We start from the raw sequence: 26,704 nt of genomic DNA, 5'->3' as shown, positions 1-26,704 counted from the left end.
AACACCTTTCTTGACATCCCGAACAAAGTGGACTTCCATCCACGTTCGGTGCGCGGACAGGGTCGTTCCGCGTGCGACTCGGGCGCTGGTCGGGGATGCGCTCCAAGCTCGAAATGGGGAACCCCGCTGTGTCCGTTGCCATCGGCCACGTCCATCACTTCGCCATGGGCTCGTGGCTGCCTTTCTTCGCCTACCTCGTCTCGGTCGTCGGTTGCGTCGTGGGGCTCGCGTGCACGCTGCAGGCGCGACGCGCGGGTGACGAGGACCGGCCGCGCCTCGGCTGGCTCGTCCTCGCCGCTGTGTCCATCGGCGGTGTCGGCATCTGGCTCATGCACTTCATCGCGATGCTCGGCTTCGACACGCCGGGCAGCCCCGTGCGCTACGACATCGGCCGCACCGCGATCTCCGCGGTCCTGTCGATCTCCGCGGTCTTCCTCGGGTTGCTGGTGTTCGGCGTCCGCACCCGCTTCTCGCTGTGGCGGCTGCTGCTCGGCGGACTGATCACCGGCCTGGCCGTCAACCTCATGCACTACACGGGCATGTGGGCCGTGCGGGTGCGGGGCACGATCACCTACGACCCGGCCGCCGTGTGGTTGTCGATCGGCATCGCGGTCGTCGCCGCCACCGCCGCCTTCTGGTTCACCGTCCTGATCGAGCACCCCGGGCTGCGCGTGCTCGCCGGTCTCGTGATGGGTCTCGCGGTGACCGGCATGCACTACACCGGCATGGCCGCGGTCGAGGTGACCATGAGCGACACGGCACCGGCACCTGAGGGTGCCGAAGTGTTCACCTTCCTGTTCCCGGTCTTCGTGCTGTCGGTCATCGCCCTCGCCGTGCCGATCTACGCCGTGCTGATGGCGTCCACGTGGTCGGAGAGCGAAGAGGTGGCGCGCGAGGTCCCGCGGTCGTCGGCCGCGCCGTCACCGTTGCGGGACCGGCCGATGGCCGAACCCGAGATGGGGCCGGGGTTGCGTGGCTTCGGCCAGCTCGCCGCGCGGTACTCGCCGGGCCAGGAGGACGACCGCCGCCGCTAGCGCTGTGTCCACGGCCCTCCGCCGGGCCCTCCGCCGGGTCCGGCCAAGCCGACGATGATCGCCGTACCGGGACGGGGTTGGTGTGCTGTGAAAGCGCCTTTCACGGCACAACGGGATGGCAGGCAGACCGACCCATGCCAAGCCACCGAAGATGCCAACCCGGGGAGCCATCCCAGAGACCTGCCCCTCCGGCGAGGAGCCGCCGGAGGCAAACCCGCCGGAGGCAAAGCCCGTCCGGCGAGGACGTCCGGTGAGGACCAAACCACGAACCCACCCCGGCCAACGTAAGTGGACACAGCACTAACGCGCCACGATGCCGCGCTCGATCGCCTCGGTCGCGAACTCGACGAGGCGGCCTGCCGACACCCGTGCCTGCAGCGAACCGCCGTGCACGAGGTCGTCGGCGACGCCGATCAGCGAGTCCCAGACCCAGTAGGCCATCGCGGGGTGGTCGACCAGCGCGACTCCCTGCGCGGCGGCCGCCGTGCGTAGCGCCTTCTCCAGTGCGCGCGCCATGCGGCGGAACACCGTCGCCGACGTGACGGCCCGCTTGCCCTTCGGTCCGCCCGCGAGCACCTTCGACTCCCACTGCTGCGCGGACCGCCCGAACAGCCGCCATAGCTCGCGCACCTGCGGCAGGATCGCGGACAGCACCCCGGTGATCCCGACGCCGGGGTCCAGCTCGTCGAGCGTGGTCGTCATGTCCGCCAGCCGGGCCGACATGAGCGCGACGAACACGTCCTCCTTGCCGTCGAAGTACTGGTACACGGTGCCGGAACTGACGCCGGCGCCGACGGCGATCGCGCGCATGGTCAGCGCGGCGTAGCCGGAGTCGGCGAGCAGCTTCTCCGCGGAGCGCAGGATGTCGCGTCGGCGGCCCTCGGCGTCACCCCATGCGGTTGGTTCGGTGCTGTCCACGCCCACAGCATATCGAACGTTGTCCAATTCACTTCTGGACAACGTTCAAAATGGCCCTATCATCGAGTCATGCTGACCCATCTCGACCGGCTCGAGGCGGAGAGCATCGACATCCTGCGCGAGGCGGTCGCCGAGAGCGAGCGCCCGGTCCTGCTGTACTCGATCGGCAAGGACTCCTCGACCCTGCTGCACCTCGCGCGCAAGGCGTTCCACCCGTCGAAGCCGCCGTTCCCGCTGCTGCACGTGGACACCACCTGGAAGTTCCGCGAGATGATCGCCTTCCGCGACCGCACCGCCGACGAGCTGGGCCTGGAGCTGATCGTCCACCGCAACCCGGAGTGCCTGGCGCTCGGCATCAACCCGTTCGACCACGGCTCCGCGACGCACACGGACATGTGGAAGACCCAGGGGCTCCGGCAGGCGCTCGAGAAGCACCGGTTCGACCTCGCGTTCGGCGGTGCGCGCCGCGACGAGGAACCGGTGCGGGCCAAGGAACGCGTGTTCTCGTTCCGCACGGCCGACCACCGGTGGGAGCCACGCGCGCAGCGGCCGGAGCTGTGGCGGCTGTACAACGCGCGCACCGCGCCGGGCGAGAGCATCCGGGTGTTCCCGCTGTCGAACTGGACCGAGCTGGACGTGTGGCGGTACGTCGAACGCGAGCGGATTCCCGTGGTGCCGCTGTACTTCGCGGCGCCGCGACCGGTCGTCGAGCGGGACGGCGCGCTGATCATGGTGGATGACGACCGCATGCCACTGGGGCCGGGTGAGGAGCCGGCGCTCCGGACGGTGCGGTTCCGGACGCTGGGCTGCTACCCGCTGACCGGCGCGGTCGAGAGCACGGCGGCGACCGTGGCGGAGATCGTCGCCGAGACCGAGGCCGCGGTGACCTCGGAACGGCAGGGCCGGGTGATCGACCGAGACCAGTCCGGGTCGATGGAGCGCAAGAAGCGGGAAGGTTACTTCTGAGATGGATCTCCTGCGGTTCCTGACCTGCGGCAGCGTCGACGACGGCAAGAGCACGCTGATCGGCCGCCTCCTCTACGACACGCACACCCTGTACAGCGACCAGGTCGCCGCGCTCACCGAGTCCGGGCTGGACTTCGCTTCGCTCACCGACGGCCTGCTCGCCGAACGCGAGCAGGGCATCACGATCGACGTCGCGTACCGCTACTTCGCCACCGCGGCACGGAGTTTCATCGTCGCCGACACGCCGGGCCACGAGCAGTACACGCGGAACATGGTGACCGGCGCGTCCACCTCGGACGCCGCGGTGCTGCTGTCCGACGCGCGTGCCGGGCTGCTGCGCCAGACCCGCAGGCACAGCCACGTCGTCGCGCTGCTGGGCATCCGGCGGGTGGTGCTCGCGGTGAACAAGATGGACCTGGTTGACTTCGACCGGGCCCGGTTCACCGCGATCGCCGACGAGTACCGCGAGTTCGCGGCCGGCCTCGGCATCGACGAGGTGACCTGCGTGCCCACCGCGGCGCTCGACGGGTCCAACGTGGTCCACCGCGCGGCACGGACACCCTGGTACGACGGGCCGACGCTGCTGGAGTGGCTGGAGACCGTGCCGGTCGAGGCGGGCTCCGGGCCGTTCCGGATGATCGTGCGGTGGGTGAACCGGCCCGGGCCCGACTTCCGCGGCGCGTCGGGACTCGTGGTCGGCGGGACGGTGCGCGTCGGTGACGAGGTGCGGGTGCTGCCGGGGAACGCGCAGAGCGCGGTCGCGCGGCTGATGACCTTCGACGGCGACCTCGAGGAGGCGGAGGCCGGGCAGTCGGTGACGGTCGTGCTGGCCGACGACGTCGACGTGTCCCGCGGTGCGGTGCTCGCCGCCGCCGACCCGCCGGGCGTGGCGGACGCGGCGCAGGCGGACCTGATCTGGTTGTCGGAGCAGGAGTTGCTGCCCGGCAGGCGGTACCTCGCGAAGGTGGGTGCGCGGACCGTCGGGCTCACGGTGGACCCGCCGAAGCACCGCGTGGACGTCGACACCGGCGCGCGGCTGGCGGCACGGACGTTGCACCTCAACGAGATCGGCGTCGGGAACGTCCACTTCGACCAGCCGGTGGTGCTGGATCCCTACCGCGCCAACCGGGACCTCGGCGGCTTCATCGTGATCGACCGGCTGACGAACGCGACGGTCGGCGCCGGGCTCGTGCGGTTCCCGTTGCGGCGCGCGGCGAACGTGCGGTGGCAGGCGATGTCGGTGACCAGGCGGATGCGGGCCGACCTGAACGGGCACCGCGGCTGCGTCGTGTGGTTCACCGGGTTGTCGGGGGCCGGCAAGTCGACCATCGCGGACCAGGTGGAGCAGCGGCTGTATGCGGCGGGCAGGCACACGTTCCTGCTCGACGGCGACAACGTGCGGCACGGGCTGAACGCCGATCTCGGGTTCACCGACGCCGATCGGGTGGAGAACATTCGCCGGGTGGCGGAGGTCGCCGGCCTGATGGTCGAGGCCGGGTTGGTCGTGCTGGTGTCGTTCATCTCGCCGTTCCGCGCGGAACGCGAGCTGGCGCGCGGGATCGTGGCGGGGGACGAGTTCTGCGAGGTGTTCGTGGACACGCCACTCGTGGTCGCGGAACAACGGGATCCGAAAGGCCTGTACGCCAAGGCGCGCAGGGGAGAGCTGCCGAACTTCACCGGCATCGACTCGCCGTACGAGCCGCCGGAGCACCCGGAGCTGCGCCTGGACACGACGACGTTGACCGCGGCGGAGGCAGCGGACGCGGTGCTGGTGCGGTTAGGACAGATGGGCGTGGTGTAGGGCTTCGGCGCGGGCCTTGAGCGCGTCGGCCACCGAGTCGAAGCCCGCCTGCACCCACGCGCCGGTCAACTCCATGACCTGGTCCGCGTACCTGCCGCTGATCGCGTCGGTGGTGTGGTACGCGCAGCGGTCCGGGCCCAGCTCGGTGAGCCACTGGTCCCGCACCGCGAAGATGCCGGGCATCTCGTCGGCCGTGTCGTAGCGCAGGTGGTGCGGCGGGTCCACGACCCGCACCCACTCGCGGTTCACGAACGTGCCGTCCGAGCCGTCGGGGTTCGGCAGCGTCAGGTCGATCGGCGTGCCGATCTCCAGTGTCGTCGCCACCGCCACCGTGTACGGGTTCCACTGTGGATAGTTGGCGAAGTCGGTCAGCACGTCCCACACGAACGCCGCAGGTGCGGCGATCTCCACCTTGACCGAGGTGATCACGTGGCTCATACCGGCATGTGCTCCCCGCCGTTGACGTCCAGCACGGCGCCCGTCACCTCGGACGCGTACCGGGACAACAGGTACAGGATCGCGCCCGCGCACGCCTCGTCGGTCGGGATGCGGCCCAGTGGGTTGCGGGCGGCGATCTCGTCGTACACGTCCTGTTCGGTGATCCCGCGCTGTTGGGCGGTCATCGTCAGGTAGAACCGCACTCCCGGGCCGTCCAGCCAGCCCAGTACCGCCTGGTTGACGCGGATGCCCTGCGCGCCCAGTTCCAGCGCCAGGTACTGCGACGCGCACCCCATGGCCGCCTTCGCCACCGCGTAGCCGCCCTCGCCGCGCATCGGCTTGCGGGTCGACATGGTGCCCACGTTGACGATCGAGCCGCCGCCGGTCATGTGCGGCACCACCGCGCGGGTCATCGCGAGCGCGCCGTGCAGGATGATGTCCACCGAGCGGCGCAGCTGCTTGTCCGGTGTGGCGAGGAGATCGTGGAAGCCGGGGTGCGAGTACGCCGAGTTCACCAGGCCCGTCACCCGGCCGTACCGCTCGACCGCGGTGCCGGCGACGCGTTCCACGTCCTCGGGTTTCCGGACGTCGCACGGTACGCCGACGGCCTCGCCGCCCGCCGCCGCGACCTCCTTCGCCACCTGGTCCATCACCTGCGTCGACCGGGCGGCCATCACGACCTTCGCACCTTCCGCGGCCGCGCGGGCCGCGAGCTTCGCGCCCAGTCCCGCGCCGACACCCGACACGATGACGACCTCGCCGTCCAGGATCATGAGGTGACCTCCTCGTAGAACGCGAAGTCGCGCGCCAGTCCTTCTTCTGTCAGCCCGAAGTCCGCCGCCGTGTAGGTGTGCTTGCCGTGCCGCTGCTCGCGGTCGCGGGCCACGTACGCGGTGAACGCGGCGCGGTCGGCGGGCAGCCCCAGCTCGGCCGTGACCCGTTCCGCCGCCGCGACCGGGTCGGCCACCACGTCGGCGAACCGCACGTCCACGAACCGGTCCTGCTGCTCGCGGCGGGTCTCGGTGAACTGACGCAACGTGGTCGCGAACCGGTCCGACCAGTACCGGCCGATGGCGACGGGGTCGGCCTCGTCGCTGTACTGGCCGGTCATCGTGGTGACCATCGAGGCGTACGACGGCACGGCCGCGGCGGGTGAGCGGTGCGTCATGACGATCTTGCAGCCGGGGAACTCGGCGAGGACGGTCGGCACGGCGGTGAGGTGGTGCGGCGACTTCAGCACCCACGGCAGACCTTCGCGTGCCGGGTCCTGCCACTGCAGCACCTGCAGCCACTCCCGCAGCTCCCGGTAGGCGGGGCCCTGGTCGGCGGCGCGCAGCCACGTCCCGTACGAGGGCACCCAGTAGAAGGAGTCGAAGCTCATCGAGGTGAACGTGCGGTCGAGCAGGATGACGTCCTCCTCCGGCCCGTCCCACTCGATGGTGTGGATGTCGCCGAACTCGGGTGACATCCGGAGGAACAGCGCCGCGCGGTCCTGCGCGCGTTTCTTGCGTTCGGCCGCGTCGGGGCCCTCGCCGGGGAAGGGCAGCGGGTAGGACGTCTCCCACGACAGGGTCGACGTGACGTGCCGGGAGGCGGCGAGGAGCCGGTGCAGCAGCGTCGAACCGGTGCGCGGGAGGCCGCAGATCTCGGCGGCGACCGTCACCTGTTCGTCCCGCACCTCGGGGTGGTCCTTGTGCAGCTGACGCAGCCGCAGCCGGTCCGCGAGCAGGGCGGTGAGGCGGCGGCGGGTGAGCGTGAGTCCCAGCTCCGAGAGGCGGGCCTCGTCGTTCAGCGCGCGGACCAGCACGGTCAGCGGCTCGGTGAACCACTCGTCGCCGTAGTCGGTGAGCCCGGTCTTGTCCTTCGCGGTGGCGAGCAGGTCGTCGACGGTGATCATGTCGCCTCCAGGTCGATGACGCGGCAGTCCGGGATCGGGTGGTGGTCGGCGCCGAGCCAGCGCAGCAGCGCGGTGCCGCTGGTGTGGCCGGACGTGTCGATCCAGTTGCCCCAGCCGGGGTCCCGGGGCGCGACGACGATCGTGAGGCGGCCGTCGTCGAGGGTGGCGGTGTGCTTGTTGACGGTGATCCGCCGGTCGTTGTCCAGGGACTCCATCCACCAGTTGCTCAGCTGGAAGTTCCAGTACGGGCAGTCGGGGACCTCGGTCTCGATCACCCACGCCTGGCCGGGTTCGAGCGTCCAGTAGCCGTGCAGGTAGAAGATCTCGGGGTCACCGCCCGCGCGCTGGAACATCTCCTGGCCGAAGTCCGGCAGTTCGTTGGGGCGGGTCATGAACAGCTCGGTCCAGTGCGCGAAGGTGGCCGCGGTGCCGTGCACGGACAGCGCCGCCCTGCGCAGTGCCTTGGTGAGGAACTCGGGGGACAGGTCGCGGGGCTCGGCGCGCCCGCCGACGCACTCGATCCGCCACCGGCCGGGTACCTCGGTGGTGCGGTCGAGGTAGGTCTGGCGCACCACGAGACTCGTCGAGTCGGGGGCCAACGGCAACCAGTTCTTGTCGTGCGGGGTGGCGCTCGCGATGATCTCGACGGTGCCGTCGGGCTCGACCACGAGGTCGGCGTCGGACAGCTCGCCGGTGGAGGCCATCGTGCCGTCCTTGGCGTACCGGTTGGCCTTCGAGCCGATCGAGAAGTAGGCGATCGTGCCGCGGGTGCCGGTGATCCGGTACGTGCGGTCGCCGCGGATGTTCGCCGACAGGTACACGTTGTCCGGGTTGTCGGCGCCGATCTTGACGCGGTCCAGCTCGTGCAGGCGCGGGAAGTCGGGATCGGCGTTCTCGACCGTCGAGTACAGCATCTCGCGCACGAGGCGGGTGAGGTACCGGTAGCCCTCGGCCCGGTCGAGGGGCGTCGCCGGTGCCCGGTCCCGCAGGACCACCTCGCCCGCTCGTTCCAACGCCTGGCAGAACTCGGCCCAGACCTGCGCGTCGGCCATGCGCACCTCCCTGGATCTAGAACACGTTCTACCAGAGTCGACCCATTCTGGACAACGTTCGAAATTGTGGTGGCCTACTCTGGGAGACATGACCGGGCAGCGGCTGTCCCAGGTGGACAACCTGCGCACGCTGATGGTTGCGTGGGTGATCGGGGCACACGCCCTGATGGGCTACACGGCGGTGGGCGGCTGGGCCTACGACGAGGTCAACGAGACCACCTTCACCGCGGGGTCCGAACTGGCGCTCACCGTGCTGATCGGGCCGTCCGGCCTGTTCGTGATCGGCGCGTTCTTCTTCGTGTCCGGCCTGTTCACACCCGAGTCCTCGGCGCGGAAGGGCCGCCGCGCGTTCGCGCTGGACCGGCTGGTGCGCCTCGGTGTGCCGTGGGCGGTGTCGGCGCTGGTGGTGTGGCCGCTGTCGGTGTGGCTCGCCTACCGCGCGGCAGGCCACGACGTGACACCGTGGGCGCTCGTCGGGCAACGCTCCCCGCTGCTCGACTCCGGCGCGCTGTGGTTCGCGCTGGTGCTGTTCATCTACTCGGTCGGCTACGCGCTGTGGCCGCTGCGGTTTGGCGTACCGAGCGGGTACCTCCTGGTGCTGGCGGCCGGGGGTATCGCCGTCGGCAGTTTCGTGACCAGGCTGGTGTTCCCGGCCCGCAGCGGTCAGCCGGGTGACCTGCACCTGTGGCAGTGGCCCCAGTGCCTCGGCATGTTCCTGCTCGGCATCGCGGCCGCCCGGTCCGGGTGGGCCCGCGCGCTGCCCGACCACGTGTACCGGCTGTCCGGCCGGATCGCGGCGACGACGGTGCTCCTGGTGCCGGTGGCCGCCCTCGCACTGGGCGTCACCGAGGCCGCGTCGGGCGTCGACGAGTTCCTGGGCGGGTGGCACTGGCAGGCTTTGCTGACCGCGGCGGTCGAGGGTGTGCTGGTGGTGTTCGGTTCGGTGTGGCTACTGGGCCTCGCGCAACGGCACTTCACGTGGAGCGGCCCGCTCGCGACGGCGTGTGCCCGTGGTGCGTTTCCCGCATTTGTGGTGCAGGGGCCGGTGTTGCTCCTGCTCGCCGTCGCTCAGCGGCCGCTTGCGTTGCCCGCGGAGGTGAAGGGGCCGTTGTTGGTGGTTGTCGCTCTTGTGACGAGTTTCTGGCTGGGCAACCTGTTGACCGCTCGTGTTACGCGGACCGCGCCGGTGGTTCGGTCCGTTGAGTCCTGATCGTCGGTTGTCTTCGTCGTTCGCGTTGTCTTCGCTCGGGTTCCTTGTGGCTGCCCTCGCCGGGCGGGTGTGCCCTCCGGGGGCTCCTCGCCGGAGGGGCAGGTCTCTGGGATGGCAGGGAGCCCCTTGGCGGTCGGCTTCCGCCGCGTGCTCGGTTGGCCTTCGTGCCGTGAAAGGCGCTTTCAGGGCGTGGCCCGATGTCATGAAGGGCCCCTTCATCGCGCCGGGCGTGACGAAGGGGTCCTTCATGACGGTGAGCGCAACGAAGGGGTCCTTCGTCACACCGGGCGTTACGAAGGGGTCCTTCATCACGGTGAGCGCAACGAAGGGGTCCTTCATCGCATCGGGCGCGTTACGAAAGGCCCCTTTGGGACGTTGAGTGTCCCGAAGGGGCCCTTCGTGGCATTGCTTGCTGTGAACGCGTCTTCAGGGCGTGCGGCCGTCCGGGGTGCGGGTGGGCTGGGCTTCCGCTGCGTCGGCTACCGCTTCCGCCGCCGCGTCGGCTGCTCGGGCCGCGTCGGCGGCGGCTTCCGCGGTCAGTTCGGCTTCTGGTGTGACGTCGCGCGTCGCCGGGGACCTCGGCAGGGTCTCGGTGAACGCCTTCGAGATCCCCGACAGCGCGGACGTGACCTCGCTCGGGATCACGAAGAACGTGTTGTTGGGGCCCTGTGCCAGCTGCGGCAGCGTCTGGAGGTACTGGTACGCCAGCATCTTCGGGTCCGGGTCGTTGCGGTGCACGGCCTGGAACACCGCGTCGATCGCCTTCGCCTCGCCTTCCGCCTTGAGGATGCGGGCGGTCCGGTTGCCTTCGGCGCGCAGGACGGCGGACTGCTTGTCGCCCTCCGCGGTCAGGATCTGGGACTGTCGCTGGCCTTCCGCGCCGAGGATCGCGGCGCGCTTGTCGCGTTCGGCGCGCATCTGCTTCTCCATGGCGTCCTTGATGGTCTTCGGCGGGTCGATCGCCTTGATCTCGACCCGGTTGACGCGGATGCCCCACCGGCCGGTCGCGTCGTCGAGGACGCCGCGCAGCTGGCTGTTGATCGTGTCGCGGGACGTCAGCGTCATCTCCAGGTCCATCGAGCCGACCACGTTGCGCAGCGTGGTGACCGTCAGTTGCTCGACCGCCTGCAGGTAGTTGGCGATCTCGTACGCGGCCGCGCGCGGATCGGTGACCTGGAAGTACAGCACCGTGTCGATCTCGACGACCAGGTTGTCCTCGGTGATGACCGGCTGCGGCTGGAACGACACGACCTGCTCGCGGAGGTCGATCGCGTTGTACACCCGGTCGATGAACGGGATGACGAAGTTCAGGCCCGGTTGCAGCGTCTTGGTGTAGCGGCCGAGCCGTTCCACGTTGCGTGCGCGGGCCTGCGGCACGATGCGGATCGCGCGGAAGACGGTGAACACCACCAACAGGACCACTAGCACGGTCACGACGAGTGCTGCGGAGATCTCCATGTTCACTCCTGTGGGTAGACGTAGGCCGTGGTGCCGCTGATGCGCATCACGTTGACGACGGCGCCTTCCGGGATCACCGTGACGTCGTCGAAGGACCGGGCGGACCACTCCTCGCCGTCGATGCGCACGAGCCCGTCCCGGTCGCTGACCTCGCGGACCACGAACGCGCGCTTGCCGACCAGCGCGTCGACCCCGAACCGCTCGAGCTGGGGCCTGCTCATGTGCCGCAACGCGATCGGCCGCACGAGCACCACACCGGCGACGGACGCGACCACGAAGGCGGCCAGTTGCAGGGGGAGCGGCAACCCGAGTGCGGCGATCACGGCTGGCACGGCCGCGGCGGCCCCGAGCACACCGAGAGCGGCGGTGAGGGTGAAGATCTCCGCGACGCCGAACACCACCGCGATGATCAGCCAGATCAGCCACAACTCCAACGCGGCCTCCCGGTGCTCAGGCGTCATTACCTGCCGACCAGACTTCCCGGCGCACCCTTGTTACCCACCGTAGCACCGGCTAGGCGGTGACGTTGATCCCGTTCGGCACGTCGTCCGCGTCGACCTCGAAGGTGGCGAGGTAGTGCGACGCCGTTTCGCAGTCCACGGGCACCTTCGGGTAGACCCCGTCGGCCGTGATGTGGTCCGGGCCCAGCACCAGCACCGCGCCCTCGATGGCGCAGCCGGACAACACGAACGCGAACGTCCGCTTGCCGTCCGGCACCGCCCGGTCGAGCGCGGCCGACAGCTGCTCCGCGTGGTCCGGGCGTGCGGTGAACAGCGCGGTCCGCAGCACGTTCAGCGCGTCCGTGCCGAACTCAGCGGGCGGGACCGGGTCGAGCCCGCTGTCGCCCAGCGGCACGAAGTCGACCGGCGCACCGGGGCCCGCCGGGTCACGCGGCGCGTCCCCGTTGACGGTGCGCACACCGTCGACCGCGTCCTCGGGTACCGCGAAGTACACGCCGGCACCGATGTGCCGCACGCACTCCTCCTGGTCGGTGCCGCCGGTGAACCGCACCTCCAGGTCGTCGCCGTCCCGGTGGACCTCGATCCCCTCCGGTACCCGGCAGCCCGTGTTGCCGGTGAACGCGACGTAGGCCGAGCCGGGCGGTGCCGTGTCGGTCACCACGTCGAAGTCCTCGCCGTCCGCGCCGCGGCCGTACCAGGAGGCGAACGCGCCGAGGTGAATGGGTGACTCGCTGAGCGCGGCGAACCGTCCCGGTGCCCAGCCGTCGGCGTCCATCGCGAGCGTCGTCACCTCGACCGGCTCGGCGGGTGCACCCTGCTGCTCCGCGGGTCCGGTGCAGCCCGCGAGCACGCACGCGACGGCTCCCGCCGCGACGAGTCGGATGCGCTTCACAGCCGTCGGACGGGACGTGGGGTGGCCCGGTTCCGTTTGCCGTAATCCGCGGTGGGTACCACTGCCCAGCGTCGATCACCCCGAAGGAGAAACGTGGCGGACACAGCAGCGGTCGTCTACGTGGCGGCCGGTGCGGCGACACTCGCCGCCGCGTTCCTGCCCCGGTTGCTCGGCCGTGCGCCGGTGTCGATGCCGATGGTGTTCCTCGGGGTCGGGGCAGGCGTGTTCGGGTTCATCGGCCCGCTGCCCGCACCCGACCCGTCCGAGCACGCCTCGGTCACGCTCCACCTCACCGAGCTGTGCGTGATCATCTCGCTGATGGGTGCCGGGCTCGCGCTCGGCAGACCGGTCGGCCTGCGCCGGTGGTCCACCACGTGGCGGCTGCTGGGGATCACGATGCCGCTCACGATCGCCGTGGTCGCGGTCCTCGGCGGGCTGCTGCTCGGGATGGGGGTGGCGGCCGCGTTGCTGCTCGCCGCCGCCATCGCGCCGACCGACCCCGTGCTGGCGACCGAGGTGCAGGTCGCGGAGCCCGCGGAGGACCCGGAAGAGGACGAGGACGAGGTGCGGTTCGCGCTCACCTCCGAGGCGGGCCTCAACGACGGGCTCGCGTTCCCCTTCACCTACGCCGCCGTCGCGATCAGCCTCGCCGGGGTCGCACCGGACGGCTGGCTGGCGCACTGGCTCGCCGTCGACGTGGTGTGGCGCGTCGCCGCGGGCGTGCTCGTCGGTCTCGGCGCGGGATGGTTGCTGCGCAAGCTGTTCTTCGCCGCGCCGTCGGAGCGGTTCCGCCTCGCCGAGCACGCGGAGGGCTTCGTCGCGCTCGCGGCGACCTTCCTCGCGTACGGCGCCGCCGAGTTCGTCGAGGGCTACGGCTTCGTCGCGGTGTTCGTGTGCGCGTGCACCATCCGCGCGGGTGAGCGGTCGCACGGCTACCACCGGGTGCTGCACCAGTACGTCGAGCAGGTCGAGCGCATGCTCACCGTGCTGGTGATCTTCCTGCTCGGCGGGGCCGCCGCGACCGGGCTGCTGGCGGGCACCACCTGGCGCGAGGTGCTGGTCGCGGTGCTCGTGCTGGTCGTCATCCGGCCCGCCGCGAGCCTGGTCGCGCTGGCGGGAAGCCGGGCGGGGCCGAGGGAACGGGGCGCGATCGCCGTGTTCGGCGTGCGGGGCGTCGGGTCGGTGTTCTACGTCGCCTACGGGTTGCAGGCCGGTGACTTCACCGGGGGCGAGCAGGTGTGGCGGGTCGTCGCGCTCGTGGTGATCGGCTCGATCGTGCTCCACGGCATCAGCGCGACCCCGGTGATGCGGCGGCTGGACCGGCTCCGGGACGAGCAGGTCAGCGGACCTGACCGGCCGTGAAGATGTGCGCGTCCACCTGGGTGGGTGCGAGCGCGTGGTCGATGACCATGACCGCGGCGCCGATGATGCCCGCGCGGTCGCCGGTGCGGGACTGCACGATGCGCAGGTCCTGTGTGGCCAGCGGAAGTGACCGCCGGTAGACGACCTCGCGGACGCCCGCGATCAGGTGCTCGCCCGCCTGCGCGAGGGAGCCGCCGATCACGATGATCGACGGGTTGAACAGGCTCACCGCCGCGGCCAGGACCTCGCCGATGTCGCGGCCCGCCTGGCGGACCAGGTGCAGTGCCTCGACCGAGCCGCCACGTGCGAGCGCCACCACGTCCTGGCTGGACTTGGCAGGCAGGCCCTGTTCGGTGAGCTTGGCCGCGATGGCCGCGCCGCTGGCGACCGCCTCGAGGCAACCGGTGTTGCCGCACCGGCACACGATGTCCGCGCCGTGGGGGAGCTGCAGGTGGCCCATGTCGCCCGCCGCGCCCTGTGCGCCGCGGTGCAGGCGGCCGTGGCTGATCAGGCCGCTGCCGATACCGGTCGCGACCTTCACGAACATCATGTGCGCCGCGGTCGGCCACTGCGTGAAGTGCTCGCCGAGCGCCATGATGTTCACGTCGTTGTCCACGAGCGCGACCACGCCGCCGAGGTGCTCGGTCAGGTAACCCTGCACGTCGAAGTTGTCCCAGCCCGGCATGATCGGCGGGTTCACCGGCCGCCCGGACGAGTGCTCGACCGGGCCGGGCAGGCCGATCCCAATGCCGAGCAGGTCCCTCGGTGTCCTGGCGACCTGGGCCAGCAGGTCGTGCGAGGTGGCGACCACCCATTCGAGGACGGGCACCGGGCCGAGCGCGACGTCCAGGTCGTCGCGGTGCTCGACGAGGACCTCGCCCGCGAGGTCGGTGGCGGCCATCCGTGCGTGCGTGGCGCCGATGTCAGCGGACAGCGTGACGCGGGCGGCCGGGTTGAACGCGAACTGGGTCGGTGGCCTGCCGCCCGTGGAGGTCGCCTCGCCGACGGGCAGGACGAAGTTGGCGCCCAGCAGCGCTTCGACGCGCTGCGTGATCGTCGAGCGGGCGAGCCCGGTGATGGCCGCCAGCTCGGAGCGGGTACGTGGTCTGCCGTCCCGCATGAGCCGCAGCAGAGCGCCGGCACCACCTCCATCGGTGATGCCGTTCGTGACCGGGCCTTCCACCATCTATCCAGTGAAACACACCGTAGTTCCGTTGGCTTCCGAAACATACCGCGGCAACAGAATCGCAACTTTTGATTGTTAAGTGTCAAAAGTCGGGTTAGGTTCATGCGCATGGCAGTGGCGCCGCTCACAGAGACCGTGTTGCGGATGCATGGCATCCAGAAGTCCTTCCTCGGCGTGCAGGTGCTCCACGGCATCGACCTGGAGCTGCGGGCGGGCGAGGTGCACGCGCTGATGGGGGAGAACGGCGCCGGCAAGTCGACGCTGATGAAGGTGCTGGCCGGGGTCTACCAGGCCGACGCGGGCACGATCGAGCTCGCCGGCCGCGAGGTCGCCTTCGCCCATCCGCTGCAGGCGCAGCAGGCCGGGGTGTCGACCGTGTTCCAGGAGTTCAACCTGCTGCCAGAGCGCACGGTCGCGGAGAACGTGTTCCTCGGTCGCGAACCGCGCAGGCGCGGCATGGTCGACGCCGACCGCATGAACGCGGACACCGCCGCGCTGCTCGACGACCTGGGCCTGTCCTCGATCGCCCCTCGGCGCCGGGTCAGCACGCTCTCGGTGGCGGGCCAGCAGATCGTCGAGATCGTCAAGGCGCTGTCCTACGACGCGCGGATCATCTCCATGGACGAGCCGACCGCGGCGCTCGCCGAGGAGGAGGTCGAGCTGCTGTACGGGCTCGTCCGCATGCTGCGGGAACGCGGGGTGGCCATCCTGTACGTCTCGCACCGGCTCAAGGAGATCTTCGACCTGTCCGACCGGGTCACCGTGCTCAAGGACGGCGCGCTCGTGGACACCGTGCCCACCGAGGACATCACGCCGGACGAGCTGGTGCGCAAGATGGTCGGGCGGCCCATCACGAGCTTCTTCCCCGACAAGCTGCCCGAGACCTCCCTGGGGGACACCAGGCTGCGGATCTCCGGTGGTGGCAACGAACAGCTCGACGGCATCGACCTCGAGGTCCGCGCCGGCGAGATAGTGACACTGGCCGGACTGCAGGGCAGTGGCCGCACGGAGATCGCGCACGCGTTGTTCGGCGTCGCCCGGTTCACCCGCGGCACGGTCGAGGTGGACGGGAAGCGGGTGTCGCCCCGGTCCGCGCGGCAGGCCGTGCGGGCGGGGCTCGCGTTGGTGACCGAGGACCGCAAGGCCGAAGGCCTGGCGCTCAACCAGTCCGTGGCGGCCAACGCGCGGCTGGTGCTGGACGCGGTGCTGCCGAGGCAGTCGGGCCGGAGGGCGAAGCAGATCCCCGGGATCCTGTCGTCGCTCGAGCTGGTGTCGCGCGGCGGGGACCAGGAGGTCCGGTTCCTGTCCGGCGGCAACCAGCAGAAGGTCGTGCTCGCCAAGTGGCTCGCGACCGACCCGGCGGTGATCGTGCTCGACGAACCGACGCGCGGCATCGACGTCGGGGCGAAGCAGAAGGTGTACACGCTCATGCGCGAGCTGTCCGCGCGCGGCGTCGCGATCCTGATGATCTCCTCCGAGCTGCAGGAGGTCATCGGCATGGCCGACCGGATCGTGGTGCTGCGGGACGGCCGGATCGCGGGCGAGCTGCCGGCGGGCACCGACGAGGAGGCGGTCATGCAGGTCGCGACGGGCCAGGTGACGTCATGACCACAGTGGACAGGAAACCGCGTCTGCGGTCCCTTGGCAGCACCGAGATGGTCTACCTGGCTCTGCTGGGTGTGCTGGTGATCGGTGCGGTGCTGGTGGCCGTGGACGGCGGGAACCTGTTCGGCACGGCGAACCTCGTCGACATGCTGACGCGGTCGAGCCTGCTGGGGTTCGTGGCGCTGGGACAGACGTTCGTGATCCTGTGCGGGTCGCTGGACCTGTCGGTCGGCTACGTGATGGCGCTGTGCAGCCTGATCGGCGCGACGACGATGGCCGGTGACCCGGCGAAGGTGCCGCTGGGCATCGTGGTCGTGCTGGTCGTCGCGGCGGGGATCGGCCTGCTGAACGGGCTGATCGTGTCCGTGCTGAAGGTCAACCCGTTCATCGCCACGCTGGGCATGGGCCTGATCATCAAGGGCTACCTGGACACCACCTACAAGGGCCCCGCCGGTGAGGTGCCCGCGTCGTTCCAGCAGTTCGGGTACAGCCGGATCGCGTTCCTGCCGGTGTCGACGGCGGTCATGCTGATCGCGGTGGTGCTGGGCATCCTGTACCTGCGGCGGTCCCGGACGGGCTACCACATGTTCGCGGTCGGCGGCAGCCAGGACGTGGCGCGGCTGTCGGGCATCCGCACCGGTCGCGTCCTGGTGACGGCGCACGTGCTGTGCGCCGTGGCGGCCGGGGTGGCGGGCCTCCTGATCGCGGCCCGGTTCGGCACGGGCAGCGCGCTGGTCTACAGCTCGGGCTACGACCTGGACTCGATCGCCGCGGTCGTGCTCGGCGGGACGCTGCTGATGGGCGGCCGGGGCGGGATCGCCGGGACGCTCGCCGGGGTGCTGATCCTGGCGGTGCTGGACACGGTGTTCAACATCCTGCAGGTCGACCCGTTCTTCAAGGACGTACTGCGCGGCGTCGTGATCATCGCCGCGGTCGCCATCTACGCCCGCAGGCAGATCGACCGCAGGGCGAGCAGACCCAGGTTCGGCCCGGGCGGGAACGGTGGCCCGCCGAAGGATCCGGTCCCGGACGAACCGGTACCGGCAGGACAGGGGGCGGACCGATGACGACCACCGCTCCCGAGAAGAAGGCGACCAGGCCGGGTGTCGCCGTGGCAGCCAGGTTGTTCGGTGGTGGCAGCGCCACCGTGTTCGCGTTGCTGGTGCTCGTCTTCGTCGCGATCCTGTTCCTCAACCCGAGTTTCTTCGAGCCGCCGTCGTTGATGGCGTTCGCGAAGAAGGCGGCGCCGCTCGTGGTCCTGGCCGTGGGGCAGTACCTCGTGATCGTGTGCGGGGAGCTGGACCTCTCGGTCGGGTCGCTCGTCGGCGCGCAGGTCGTGATCGCGGCCGCGGTGATCGACGGCCAGGAGAGCCGCACCGTCCCGGTCCTGCTCCTGATGCTCGCGTTCGGGGTGCTGGTCGGGCTCGTCAACGGGCTCGTGGTCACCGTGCTGAAGGTGCACTCGCTGATCGCCACGCTCGGCATGATGCTCGTGCTGTACGGCGCGATCCGGCTCTGGACCGGCGGCGCGCCCACCGGCGCGCTGTCCGAAGGGTTCCGGCAGGTCGGTCGCGAGGGGATCGACATGCCGGTGCTGCGGCAGCTGCCGTGGGCGCTGCTGGTCGCCGCCGCGGTGGTGGTCGTCGCGGTGGTGTTCATGCGGAAACCGTTCGGCCGCACGCTGGTCGCGGCCGGGGACAACGAGAAGGCGGCGGCGTTCGCCGGTGTCCGGGTCTGGTGGGTGCGCACGATCGCGTTCGTGCTGTCGAGCGTGCTGGCCACGCTCGCGGGCGTGCTCATCGGGGGCTACGCGGGCGTCACCGCACAGGTCGGCGAGGGCCTGGAGTTCACCGCGATCACGGCAGTGGTCCTCGGTGGCGTGGTCCTCGGCGGCGGCCGGGGCACCGTGCTGGCCGCGATGGCGGGTGCGTTGACCGTCGAAGCGCTGTTCACCTTGTTCAACCAGCTGAGCCTGCCGTCGACCATCCGGCCGACCGTGCAGGGCCTGATCATCGTCGCGGCCGTCGCGTGGGCCGCACGGGAGCGGCGCAGGCCGTTCCTTCCCCAGTCCTAGCCACCTGAAAGCTCCCCGAACCCCAGGAGGAACCCATGCGGAGAACGCGTGTCCTCGTCGCAGGCTTGGCGGCCGCGGCACTCACGCTCACCGCCTGCGCCACCGACACCCCGACCGACCAGCCACCCGGCGGCGGCGGTGAGACGGAGCAGGAGCAGTCCTCGGACGGCGAGTGGTTCGTCCAGGCCGAGTACGACAAGCAGCTCGCGCAGCGGGAGCAGGAGCCGCAGGGCCCGGCCGACCAGCCGTGGCTGCAGATGATCCAGCCCGAGCTGGTCGACACCGCGGAGTTCAAGCAGGACGGCAAGACCCTCTGCTTCTCCAACGCGTCGGTCTCCAACCCGTGGCGCGTCACCGGCTTCATCACCATGCAGCAGCAGGTGGAGGTCCTCAAGCAGGCCGGTGAGATCAGCGACTTCCGCGTCTCGGACGCCGGCGACGACGACAACCAGCAGATCTCCGACATCCAGGCGTTCGTGGACGCGGGCGACTGCAACGCGATCATCATCTCGCCGTCCACCACCGCGACCCTCACCCCTGCCGTCGAGACCGCCTGTGAGAGCGGTGTGCCGGTGATCGTGTTCGACCGCGGTGTCAACACCGACTGCATGGTCACGTTCATCCACCCGATCGGCGGCTACGCGTACGGCGCGGACGCGGCCGAGTTCCTGGTGGAGAAGCTGGAGCCGGGCTCGAAGGTGCTCGCCCTCCGCATCCTGCCTGGCGTGGACGTGCTGGAGCACCGCTGGGCCGCGGCGCAGCAGATCTTCGGCGACAGCGACCTCGAGGTGCTCGGCGACGAGTTCACCGGCGGCGACGGCGCGAAGATCAAGGACATCGTCACCCAGTACCTGCAGCGCGGTGACGTCGACGGCATCTGGATGGACGCGGGCGACGGCGCGGTCGCGGCGGTCGAGGCCTTCGAGGACTCCGGCAAGGACCTCCCGGTGTTCGCCGGTGAGGACGAGCTGTCGTTCATGCGCAAGTGGAAGGACACCGGCATGACCGCGATCGCGCCGGTCTACTCGAACTTCCAGTGGCGCACGCCGATCCTCGCCGCGGTGAAGATCTGGAAGGGCGAGCAGGTGCCGAGCGAGTGGGTGCTGCCGCAGGAGCCGATCACCGACGCCGACCGCGACGAGTACCTCGAGCGCAACAAGGACATGCCGAGCCTGCACTACGCCAAGTTCGGCGGCGAGGACCTGCCGGGCTTCCCCAACGCCTGGAAAGATCGCTGAGGACCGCGGGAGTATGACGATGGCGCACGCGCTCGGGGTCAACACGTGGGTCTGGGCCTCACCGCTCACGGACACCGCACTCACCGAGCTGGTACCCAGGATCGCGGGCTGGGGGTTCGACGTCGTCGAACTGCCGGTCGAGAACCCTGGTGACTGGGACCCCGGGCGCGCCGCCGCGCTCCTCGCCGATCACGGGCTGGCCGCCTCGGTCGTGCTCGTGATGGGCGAGGGGCGGGAGCTGGTCGCCGCCGGCGCCACCACCGTGCTGTCCACACAGGACTACCTGAAGCACGTGGTGGACGTCGCGGCGGCGGTCGGCGCGCCGGCCATCTCCGGACCCGCGTACGCGTCGGTCGGCCGCACCTGGCGGATGTCCGACGAGGAACGGAGAACCCGCTACGCCGAGCTGCGCGACGGGCTCGCGCCCGTCGCCGAGCACGCGGTCGCGGCCGGGGTGCGGATCGGCGTGGAACCGCTGAACCGCTACGAGACCAGCCTGCTCAACACCGTCGACCAGACCCTCGACGCACTCGACGGCCTGCCGGACACCTGCGGCATCGCGCTCGACATCTACCACATGAACATCGAGGAGACCGACATGGCGGCGGCCGTCCGGAAGGCCGGGCCGCGGCTGGTGCACGTCCAGGTGTGCGCGAACGATCGCGGCGCGCCCGGCGCGGACCACCTGGACTGGCAGGCTTTCCTCGGTGCGCTGGACGACGTGGGCTACCGCGGCCCGCTCGTGATCGAGTCGTTCACCGCGGAGAACGCGACCATCGCGACCGCGGCATCGGTGTGGCGCCCGCTCGCACGGACGCAGGACGCCATCGCCACCGACGGCCTTGCCTTCCTGAGGAAGGTGATGCCGTAGTACCGAGTTCCCCGACGGCGCCGGCACGCCGCGCGGGTCATGGCACGCAGAAGCTGTTCCCGCTGCAGTTTCCCCGCTGCAGTCTCCTCAGTGGAGAGGGCACTACGCTCATGAACCTACGCAGATCCCTGGCCGGCGCGGTCGCCGGCGCGATGGCGATCTCCATGCTCGGCGCCGCGCCAGCGGTGGCCCATCCCGGGCCGCACGGCGACGCCCACGTCCTGATCTTCACCAAGACCACCCAGTTCCGCCACACGGAGGCGATCGAGCAGGGCGTGCCCGTGCTCACCCAGACCTTCGCGGACGCCGGCATCACCTCGGAGCACACCGAGGACTCGTCGGTGTTCAACGACGAGGACCTCGCGCACTTCGACGCGCTCGTCATGTTCCAGGCCTCCGGCGACCCGTGGAACGCCGACGAGAAAGCCGCTTTGGAACGTTACATGCAGGCGGGCGGCGGCATCGTCGCGATCCACAACGCGACCGACATGCGCGGCAACTACACCTGGTGGGACGAGATGATCGGCGCGCTCATGCCCGGTCACGCCGCCACCGGTTCGAGCCCCGGCCTGCCGGGGACGGTCCGCGTCGAGGACCGCACGCACCCGTCGACCAAGCACCTCCCGCAGCGCTGGAACCGCGCCGACGAGTGGTACAACTTCTCGGCGAACGTCCGCGGCGACGCACACGTGCTGGCCACCATGGACGAGTCGACCTACGACCCCGGCTCCAACAGGATGGGTTACGACCACCCGATCTCGTGGTGCAAGCCGTACGACGGCGGCCGCGCCTGGATGACCGGCATGGGTCACTTCGGCGCGCACTACACGCAGGAAACCGGGCTGGTGGAACACATCCTGGGCGGCGTGAAGTGGGCGGCCGGTCTGGAGGCAGGCGACTGCGGCGGCACCGTGTGGGACCAGTTCGAGCGCGTCCCACTGGACCAGAACACCAGCGCGCCGTACGCGATCGACGTCGCGCCGGACGGCCGCGTGTTCTTCACCGAGCTGGTCCGCGGCCAGATCCGCGTGTACGACCCGCAGGCGCAGACCACCTCGACCGCGATCACCATCCCGGTGTACTCGGGCGGTGAGGACGGCCTGCTCGGCATCACGCTCGACCCGAACTTCGCCGACAACGGCTGGCTGTACGTCTACTACTCGCCCGCGAGCGGCGACGACACGAACCCCGACAACTTCGTCAACCGGTTGTCCCGCTTCACGGTCGGCGAGGGTTCGCAGATCGATCCCGCGTCGGAGAAGGTGCTCCTCGACGTGCCGGCGCGGCGCCTGCCCGACGAGCCGGGCCACACCGGTGGCGGTCTGGACTTCGGTCCCGACGGGTCGCTGTACCTCGGCGTCGGCGACGACGTGAACCCGCACTCCGAGCCGTCCGGCGGCTACGCGCCACTGTCCGAGCGGGACGGTACGTTCCACGACGCGCGGGCCACCTCGGCCAACACCAACGACCTGCGCGGCAAGGTGCTGCGGATCGTCCCGCAGGCGGACGGCACGTACACCATCCCCGAGGGCAACATGTTCGCCCCCGGCACGGAGAAGACCCGTCCCGAGATCTACGCGATGGGCTTCCGCAACCCGTTCCGGTTCGCGATCGACCCGAAGACCGGTGCGCTCGGCGTGGCCGACTACGCGCCGGACAACGGCACCGACAACCTCGCGAACCGCGGGCCGGCCGGCATCGTGGAGTGGAACCTCATCAGCGAGCCCGGCTTCTACGGCTGGCCGCTGTGCATGGGGAACAACGAGCCGTTCCGGGACGTCGACTACCGGACCAACCCGGTGACGGTCGGCGCGTTCTTCGACTGCGCCAACCCGGTGAACGACTCGATCCGCAACACCGGCCTGGTGAACCTGCCGCCCGCCAAGCCCGCCCAGATGTGGTACGGCTACCAGCGGTCCTCGGTGCCGGAGGTCATCCCGCAGGGTGGCGGTCTCGCGCCGATGGGCGGCCCGTTCTACGACTACGACCCGGACCTCGCCTCGGACACCAAGTTCCCGTCCTCCTACGACGGCAAGGCGTTCTTCTACGAGTGGTCGCGGAACAAGATGTACTCGATCATCCCGGGCGACGGCGACCGGGCCGGGACGGTAGAGAAGGTCAACCCGTTCCTGCCGGAGACGCAGTTCCTCGCGCCGATCGACTCGAAGTTCGGGGCCGACGGCTCGATGTACGTGCTCGACTGGGGTGGCGGTTTCGGCCGTGACAACCCGAACTCGGGCCTGTACCGGGTGGACTACGTGTCCGGTTCCCGGTCCCCGACGGCGAAGGCGACCGCGACCCCCGACTCCGGGCACGCGCCGCTCGAGGTGACCTTCAACGGGGAGGCGAGCACGGACCCGGAGAACGAGGCGCTCACGTACGCGTGGGACTTCACCGGGGACGGCACGACCGACTCGACGGAGGTGTCGCCGTCGTACACGTTCACCGAGAACGGCGTCTACAGCGCGCGGCTCACGGTGACCGACCCGGCGGGCAAGACCGGCACCACCACGGTGCCGATCACGGTCGGCAACACGAGACCGGAGGTGGACTTCCAGCTGCCGCCGACCGGCGCGTTCTTCGACTTCGGTGACGAGGTCTCCTGGCAGCTCGACGTCTCCGACGCCGAGGACGCGACGATCGACGACGCGGACGTGATCATCCAGCCCGCGCTCGGCCACGACGAGCACGCCCACCCCGGTGAGCCGCTGCACGGCAGGACGGGTTCGGTCGAGGCGTCGCTCGGCGGCGGGCACGGCGAGGGCATGAACGTCTTCTACGCGATCGACGGCCGGTACACCGACTCCGGCGGCGAGGGCGGCATCCCCGCGCTCACCGGGTCGGACACCACGCTGCTGTTCCCGAAGCAGCGGGAGGCGGAGTTCTTCGACTCCTCCTCCGACGTCACGACCGGCCCGTCACGGGACGTGGAGGGCCACGGCGACGCGATCACCGGCCAGAACGGCGCGTGGGCGGCGTACGACCCGGTGAACCTGCACAACGTGGACGCGCTCGTGGTCCGGGCGTCCGCGAACGCGGCAGGCGCGATCGAGCTGCGCCGCGACGCACCGGACGGCCCGCTGCTGGGCACCGCGCAGGTCCCCGCGACCGGCCCGGTGTCCTATGTGGACGTGTCCGTGGCGGTCGACGACCCCGGCGAGTCGTTCACGCTGTATGCGGTGTTCCCCGGTGCCGGGGAGCGGCGGCTGAACTTCGTCGAGGCCGACGGCAAGGGCGCGTCGCCGACCTCCAAGCCGAAGGTCGCGGTGACCGCACCGACGCCGGAGGCCGACCTGGAACCGGGCGAGATCGCGGTCCGGGCGTCGGCGACCGACGCGGAGAACACGGTCACCAAGGTCGAGTTCTTCGCCGACGGCCAGTCGATCGGTGTCGACGAGTCGGCGCCGTACGAGGTCACCTGGAACGCGGCGAACGAGGCGCGGTACAAGCTGACCGCGGTCGCCACCAACGACAAGGGCGCGTCGACGACGTCCCGGATCGTGCAGGTCGAGGTCGGTGACCTCTACGGCGACTGGCAGACGTACAACAACGTCACCGCCACGTACGACCGGCCGGACACCGACACGTGGGTCGTCAACGCCGGTGGCGCGAACATGTGGCAGGGCACCGACGAGTACGGCTCGGTGTACCTGCCGGGCGCGGTCGGTACCGAGTGGACGGCCACGGTGAAGATCGAGCGGCAGGGCAACTCGGCAGGCTCCGCGAAGGCCGGGATCATCGTCCGCGACGACATCACCCAACCCGGGAAGTCGCCGGGGTACGCGATGCTGGCGATCCGGCCGAGCGGCGGGTTCGAGTGGCTGCGCGACAGCGACGGCAACGGCCAGCTCGACGCGAGCACCGGTGCCGGCACCACCTCGTACCCCTCGTGGGTGCGGCTGGTGCGCGACGGCGACTCGTACACCGCGTACTGGAGCAAGGACGGCGAGAACTTCACCGCCGTCGGCGACCCGGTCACGCTGCCGAACGCCGGTTCCGTCCAGGACATCGGGCTCGCGGTGACCGCGCACAACGCGGCCGCCACCAGCGAGGTCGAGTTCAGCGGGTGGACGCTCGACGACGAGGCGTGGACGCCGGGCACCGGCCCGGAGCCCGAGCCGGGTCCGACCTGCCTCGTGCAGGGCACGGACGCGTTCGACGGCGACTCGCTGAACCGCACCCGGTGGTCGACCGTCCGGAACGGCCCGGACCTGCCGGTGCGGATCGAGGGCGGCAAGCTGGTGCTGCCGGTCACGGGCGGCGACATCAACGAGGCCGCCGAGGGGCCGATCAGCTTCGTCGGCCAGGCGATGCGGCCGGGCGAGTGGACCGCGACGACCGCGGTGTCGCTCGCGCACACCCGTGAGTGGCAGCACGCCGGGATGCTGGTGCACGGCAGCGACGACGACTACGTCAAGCTGGCGTTCACCCGCAACAACTCCGGCGGGCGGCTGCTCGAGTTCCAGACCGAGGCCGACGGGAGCAGGACGTGGCACGCCAACGTGACACTGCCCGCGGACTTCCCGGCGACCGCGCACCTGAAGCTCGTCAGTGACGGGTCGAACCTGACCGCCGCGTACTCCACGGACGGCCAGAACTGGACGGCGCTTCCTGGTGCTGCGGTCGTGCTCCCTGGTGCGAAGGTCGGGCTGATGGCCGCGGGCGACACCGCGGCGCACAGCGTGGACGCCGTGTTCGACCACTTCACGGTCATGCCGGACACCACCGACACCGGTGAGCGCGAGGCGACCGACGAGTTCGACGGCGCCGCGGTCGACGGGTGCCGGTGGACGGACGTGGTGCGCTACGACTCGGCCAACGTGTCCATGGCGGACGGTCAGCTGAGGATCAGGACGCAGCCGGGTGACATCAACGGTGCCAACAACGACTCGCCACGCAACTTCGTGTTGCAGAAGGTCCCGGACGGGGACTGGACGGTCGAGACGAAGGTGACGCCGTCGATGCTGCACCGGTGGCAGCTGGCGGGCCTGGTCGTGTACGGCGACGACGACAACTACGTCAAGTTCGACGTGATCGCGCAGAACGAGAGCGGCACGGCGACGAACCTGCACGCGGAGCTGGTGTCCGAGAAGGACGGTCAGTTCGGCAACGGCGGCAACCGGAACATCGACATCGCGGACTCGTCCGAGAGCGGCTGGTTCTTCCTGCGGCTCACCAAGACGGGCAACGAGTACGCGGCGGAGATCAGCGACGGCGGCGTCAACTGGACGTCGCTCGGTCAGCCGGTCACCAACGACGCCGAGCTGGGTTCGGTCGGCCTGATGGCGATCGGCCCGGAGCAGACCGCGCCGGTGACCGTCGGGTTCGACTACTTCAAGGTCGGGTCCCCGGACCGGACCGCGCCGACGGTCGAGGTCGCGGTGTCCACACCGGACGGTGCGAACGGCTGGCACCGCGGCTCGGCGACGGTCACCGCGACGGCGGCCGACGACCGGCAAGGCGAGGTCCGCGTCGAATACCGGGCGGGCGAAGGTGAGTGGGCCGCCTACACGGCACCGGTGGTGCTGGACCAGGACGGCAGCCACGCACTGGAGTTCCGCGCGGTCGACGCGGCGGGCAACGTCTCCGCCGCGGTCCCGGCGACCGCGCTGGTCGACAAGTCGGCACCCGCGGTGTCGGTGACCGGTGTCGAGGCAGACGGGCAGTACGTCGTCGGCACCGCGCTGTCGCTCGGCGCCACGGCGGACGACCCGGCGTCGGGTGTCGCGTCGGTGCTGGTGGAGCTGGACGGCAAGCGCGTCCAGACCCCGCTGTCGGTCGAACCGACCGCGGGTGCGCACGAGCTGCGGGTCGTGGCCACCGACGAGGCGGGCAACGCCAAGGAGGTCAACGTGCCGTTCGTCGTGACGGTCACGTGGGACACCGCGGCCGACCTCCTGGTGCGGTACCGGTTCGAAGGAAAGGTGGGGCTGGCGAGTTACCTCCAGCTCTACGTCCACCTCTCGACCGCCGAGCACCTGGCCAGGGCCGGCCTCAACCGGCCCGCGGCACAGGCGCTCGACCGGTTCACCAAGGTGGCGAACACGGTCCGGAACGCGGACACCCGCGCACAGCTCGTCGCGATCGCGGCGGCGCTGCGGGCACCGCTGACCGTGTGACGGACGGGGGACCGGTGCCGGCCGGTCCCCCACCCCGGTGCCGGCGCTCCAGGTGCCGGCACCGGGGCCCTCCCCGGCGTCGAAATTCTTTCGCGACCCTCGCAACCCCTTCGGTGTCCCGG

General features: G+C 70.4%; 20 protein-coding genes. 11 read left to right on the top strand and 9 right to left on the bottom strand.

Annotated features, from left to right (window positions below):
* Positions 1 to 128: 128 nt before the first annotated feature.
* Entirely contained in the window at positions 129 to 1,034 is a 906-nt protein-coding gene (locus tag FHR82_RS28580; protein WP_311771320.1) for an MHYT domain-containing protein, read from the top strand.
* Between the two features lie 300 nt (positions 1,035 to 1,334).
* Here the strand turns inward: FHR82_RS28580 and FHR82_RS28575 are convergent, their stop codons facing one another.
* Positions 1,335 to 1,952 carry a TetR/AcrR family transcriptional regulator gene (locus FHR82_RS28575; RefSeq protein WP_184813659.1) on the bottom strand — a complete coding sequence of 206 codons (618 nt, stop codon included), beginning with the start codon at positions 1,950 to 1,952 and terminating at the stop codon, positions 1,335 to 1,337.
* A 69-nt stretch (positions 1,953 to 2,021) separates the two neighbouring features.
* Between FHR82_RS28575 and cysD the strand changes: the two genes are divergently transcribed.
* Together cysD and cysC are read left to right on the top strand one after the other, a co-directional pair.
* On the top strand, positions 2,022 to 2,918 hold the full coding sequence (gene cysD, locus FHR82_RS28570; protein WP_184813658.1) for a sulfate adenylyltransferase subunit CysD: 897 nt from the start codon (positions 2,022 to 2,024) through the stop codon (positions 2,916 to 2,918).
* Between the two features lies 1 nt (position 2,919).
* Entirely contained in the window at positions 2,920 to 4,719 is a 1,800-nt protein-coding gene (cysC, locus tag FHR82_RS28565; protein WP_184813657.1) for an adenylyl-sulfate kinase, read from the top strand.
* On the opposite strand, the gene FHR82_RS28560 is transcribed toward cysC, so the two are convergent.
* The 4 genes from FHR82_RS28560 to FHR82_RS28545 are packed head-to-tail and all read right to left on the bottom strand — an operon-like array spanning position 4,696 to position 8,106.
* Entirely contained in the window at positions 4,696 to 5,157 is a 462-nt protein-coding gene (locus FHR82_RS28560) for an SRPBCC domain-containing protein (protein ID WP_184813656.1), read from the bottom strand. The genes cysC and FHR82_RS28560 overlap by 24 nt on opposite strands.
* Positions 5,154 to 5,930, bottom strand: a complete 777-nt coding sequence (locus tag FHR82_RS28555) for an SDR family oxidoreductase (RefSeq protein WP_184813655.1) — start codon at positions 5,928 to 5,930, stop codon at positions 5,154 to 5,156. The genes FHR82_RS28560 and FHR82_RS28555 overlap by 4 nt, the downstream gene beginning before the upstream one ends.
* On the bottom strand, positions 5,927 to 7,054 hold the full coding sequence (locus tag FHR82_RS28550) for a sulfotransferase family protein (RefSeq protein WP_184813654.1): 1,128 nt from the start codon (positions 7,052 to 7,054) through the stop codon (positions 5,927 to 5,929). The genes FHR82_RS28555 and FHR82_RS28550 overlap by 4 nt, the downstream gene beginning before the upstream one ends.
* Complete coding sequence (locus FHR82_RS28545) at positions 7,051 to 8,106, bottom strand: DUF1214 domain-containing protein (RefSeq protein ID WP_184813653.1); 1,056 nt, start codon at positions 8,104 to 8,106, stop codon at positions 7,051 to 7,053. The genes FHR82_RS28550 and FHR82_RS28545 overlap by 4 nt, the downstream gene beginning before the upstream one ends.
* Before the next feature lie 88 nt (positions 8,107 to 8,194).
* Here FHR82_RS28545 and FHR82_RS28540 point away from each other — a divergent pair, with 88 nt between their 5' ends.
* On the top strand, positions 8,195 to 9,316 hold the full coding sequence (locus FHR82_RS28540) for an acyltransferase family protein (protein WP_184813652.1): 1,122 nt from the start codon (positions 8,195 to 8,197) through the stop codon (positions 9,314 to 9,316).
* 426 nt (positions 9,317 to 9,742) lie between these two features.
* Here the strand turns inward: FHR82_RS28540 and FHR82_RS28535 are convergent, their stop codons facing one another.
* From FHR82_RS28535 to FHR82_RS28525, 3 genes are read right to left on the bottom strand one after another with little or no spacing between them, the layout of a single operon-like run.
* Positions 9,743 to 10,774: an SPFH domain-containing protein gene (locus FHR82_RS28535; protein WP_184813651.1), complete on the bottom strand. Its 1,032-nt coding sequence runs from the start codon at positions 10,772 to 10,774 to the stop codon at positions 9,743 to 9,745.
* A 2-nt stretch (positions 10,775 to 10,776) separates the two neighbouring features.
* Positions 10,777 to 11,235 carry an NfeD family protein gene (locus FHR82_RS28530; protein ID WP_225943906.1) on the bottom strand — a complete coding sequence of 153 codons (459 nt, stop codon included), beginning with the start codon at positions 11,233 to 11,235 and terminating at the stop codon, positions 10,777 to 10,779.
* Between the two features lie 52 nt (positions 11,236 to 11,287).
* Positions 11,288 to 12,127 carry a hypothetical protein gene (locus FHR82_RS28525; RefSeq protein ID WP_184813650.1) on the bottom strand — a complete coding sequence of 280 codons (840 nt, stop codon included), beginning with the start codon at positions 12,125 to 12,127 and terminating at the stop codon, positions 11,288 to 11,290.
* A 93-nt stretch (positions 12,128 to 12,220) separates the two neighbouring features.
* Between FHR82_RS28525 and FHR82_RS28520 the strand changes: the two genes are divergently transcribed.
* Positions 12,221 to 13,489: a cation:proton antiporter gene (locus tag FHR82_RS28520; protein WP_184813649.1), complete on the top strand. Its 1,269-nt coding sequence runs from the start codon at positions 12,221 to 12,223 to the stop codon at positions 13,487 to 13,489.
* Here FHR82_RS28520 and FHR82_RS28515 read toward each other — a convergent pair.
* Positions 13,467 to 14,675, bottom strand: a complete 1,209-nt coding sequence (locus FHR82_RS28515; RefSeq protein WP_184813648.1) for an ROK family transcriptional regulator — start codon at positions 14,673 to 14,675, stop codon at positions 13,467 to 13,469. The genes FHR82_RS28520 and FHR82_RS28515 overlap by 23 nt on opposite strands.
* A gap of 108 nt (positions 14,676 to 14,783) precedes the next feature.
* Here FHR82_RS28515 and FHR82_RS28510 point away from each other — a divergent pair, with 108 nt between their 5' ends.
* The 6 genes from FHR82_RS28510 to FHR82_RS28485 all read left to right on the top strand — a co-directional run bounded on the left by FHR82_RS28510 (position 14,784) and on the right by FHR82_RS28485 (position 26,582).
* Positions 14,784 to 16,283: a sugar ABC transporter ATP-binding protein gene (locus FHR82_RS28510; protein ID WP_184813647.1), complete on the top strand. Its 1,500-nt coding sequence runs from the start codon at positions 14,784 to 14,786 to the stop codon at positions 16,281 to 16,283.
* A complete protein-coding gene (locus tag FHR82_RS28505) occupies positions 16,280 to 17,347 on the top strand; it encodes an ABC transporter permease (protein ID WP_184813646.1) in 1,068 nt (355 codons plus the stop codon). The genes FHR82_RS28510 and FHR82_RS28505 overlap by 4 nt, the downstream gene beginning before the upstream one ends.
* Positions 17,344 to 18,354, top strand: coding sequence for an ABC transporter permease (locus tag FHR82_RS28500; RefSeq protein WP_184813645.1), 1,011 nt, complete (start codon positions 17,344 to 17,346; stop codon positions 18,352 to 18,354). Before FHR82_RS28505 ends, FHR82_RS28500 begins: the two co-directional genes overlap by 4 nt.
* Before the next feature lie 35 nt (positions 18,355 to 18,389).
* A complete protein-coding gene (locus FHR82_RS28495; protein WP_184813644.1) occupies positions 18,390 to 19,592 on the top strand; it encodes a substrate-binding domain-containing protein in 1,203 nt (400 codons plus the stop codon).
* 13 nt (positions 19,593 to 19,605) lie between these two features.
* Positions 19,606 to 20,463 (top strand): sugar phosphate isomerase/epimerase family protein, encoded by an 858-nt coding sequence (locus FHR82_RS28490; protein WP_184813643.1) that lies wholly within the window; start codon positions 19,606 to 19,608, stop codon positions 20,461 to 20,463.
* 110 nt (positions 20,464 to 20,573) lie between these two features.
* Entirely contained in the window at positions 20,574 to 26,582 is a 6,009-nt protein-coding gene (locus tag FHR82_RS28485; protein WP_184813642.1) for a ThuA domain-containing protein, read from the top strand.
* The last annotated feature ends 122 nt before the right edge of the window (positions 26,583 to 26,704 follow it).

Source organism: Actinophytocola algeriensis (assembly GCF_014203735.1).
Taxonomy (GTDB): domain Bacteria; phylum Actinomycetota; class Actinomycetes; order Mycobacteriales; family Pseudonocardiaceae; genus Actinophytocola; species Actinophytocola algeriensis.
The sequence above is the reverse complement of the archived record's forward strand: the minus strand, read 5'-3'. Positions and strand labels throughout refer to the sequence as shown.

Bases quoted from the DNA above. Each gene is read 5' to 3' on its own strand.
- cysD (WP_184813658.1), top strand. From the start codon at position 2,022: ATGCTGACCCATCTCGACCGGCTCGAGGCGGAGAGCATCGACATCCTG.
- cysC (WP_184813657.1), top strand. From the start codon at position 2,920: ATGGATCTCCTGCGGTTCCTGACCTGCGGCAGCGTCGACGACGGCAAG.
- FHR82_RS28560 (WP_184813656.1), bottom strand. From the start codon at position 5,157: ATGAGCCACGTGATCACCTCGGTCAAGGTGGAGATCGCCGCACCTGCG.
- FHR82_RS28555 (WP_184813655.1), bottom strand. From the start codon at position 5,930: ATGATCCTGGACGGCGAGGTCGTCATCGTGTCGGGTGTCGGCGCGGGA.
- FHR82_RS28550 (WP_184813654.1), bottom strand. From the start codon at position 7,054: ATGATCACCGTCGACGACCTGCTCGCCACCGCGAAGGACAAGACCGGG.
- FHR82_RS28545 (WP_184813653.1), bottom strand. From the start codon at position 8,106: ATGGCCGACGCGCAGGTCTGGGCCGAGTTCTGCCAGGCGTTGGAACGA.
- FHR82_RS28540 (WP_184813652.1), top strand. From the start codon at position 8,195: ATGACCGGGCAGCGGCTGTCCCAGGTGGACAACCTGCGCACGCTGATG.
- FHR82_RS28535 (WP_184813651.1), bottom strand. From the start codon at position 10,774: ATGGAGATCTCCGCAGCACTCGTCGTGACCGTGCTAGTGGTCCTGTTG.
- FHR82_RS28530 (WP_225943906.1), bottom strand. From the start codon at position 11,235: ATGACGCCTGAGCACCGGGAGGCCGCGTTGGAGTTGTGGCTGATCTGG.
- FHR82_RS28515 (WP_184813648.1), bottom strand. From the start codon at position 14,675: ATGGTGGAAGGCCCGGTCACGAACGGCATCACCGATGGAGGTGGTGCC.
- FHR82_RS28510 (WP_184813647.1), top strand. From the start codon at position 14,784: ATGGCAGTGGCGCCGCTCACAGAGACCGTGTTGCGGATGCATGGCATC.
- FHR82_RS28505 (WP_184813646.1), top strand. From the start codon at position 16,280: ATGACCACAGTGGACAGGAAACCGCGTCTGCGGTCCCTTGGCAGCACC.
- FHR82_RS28500 (WP_184813645.1), top strand. From the start codon at position 17,344: ATGACGACCACCGCTCCCGAGAAGAAGGCGACCAGGCCGGGTGTCGCC.
- FHR82_RS28495 (WP_184813644.1), top strand. From the start codon at position 18,390: ATGCGGAGAACGCGTGTCCTCGTCGCAGGCTTGGCGGCCGCGGCACTC.
- FHR82_RS28490 (WP_184813643.1), top strand. From the start codon at position 19,606: ATGACGATGGCGCACGCGCTCGGGGTCAACACGTGGGTCTGGGCCTCA.
- FHR82_RS28485 (WP_184813642.1), top strand. From the start codon at position 20,574: ATGAACCTACGCAGATCCCTGGCCGGCGCGGTCGCCGGCGCGATGGCG.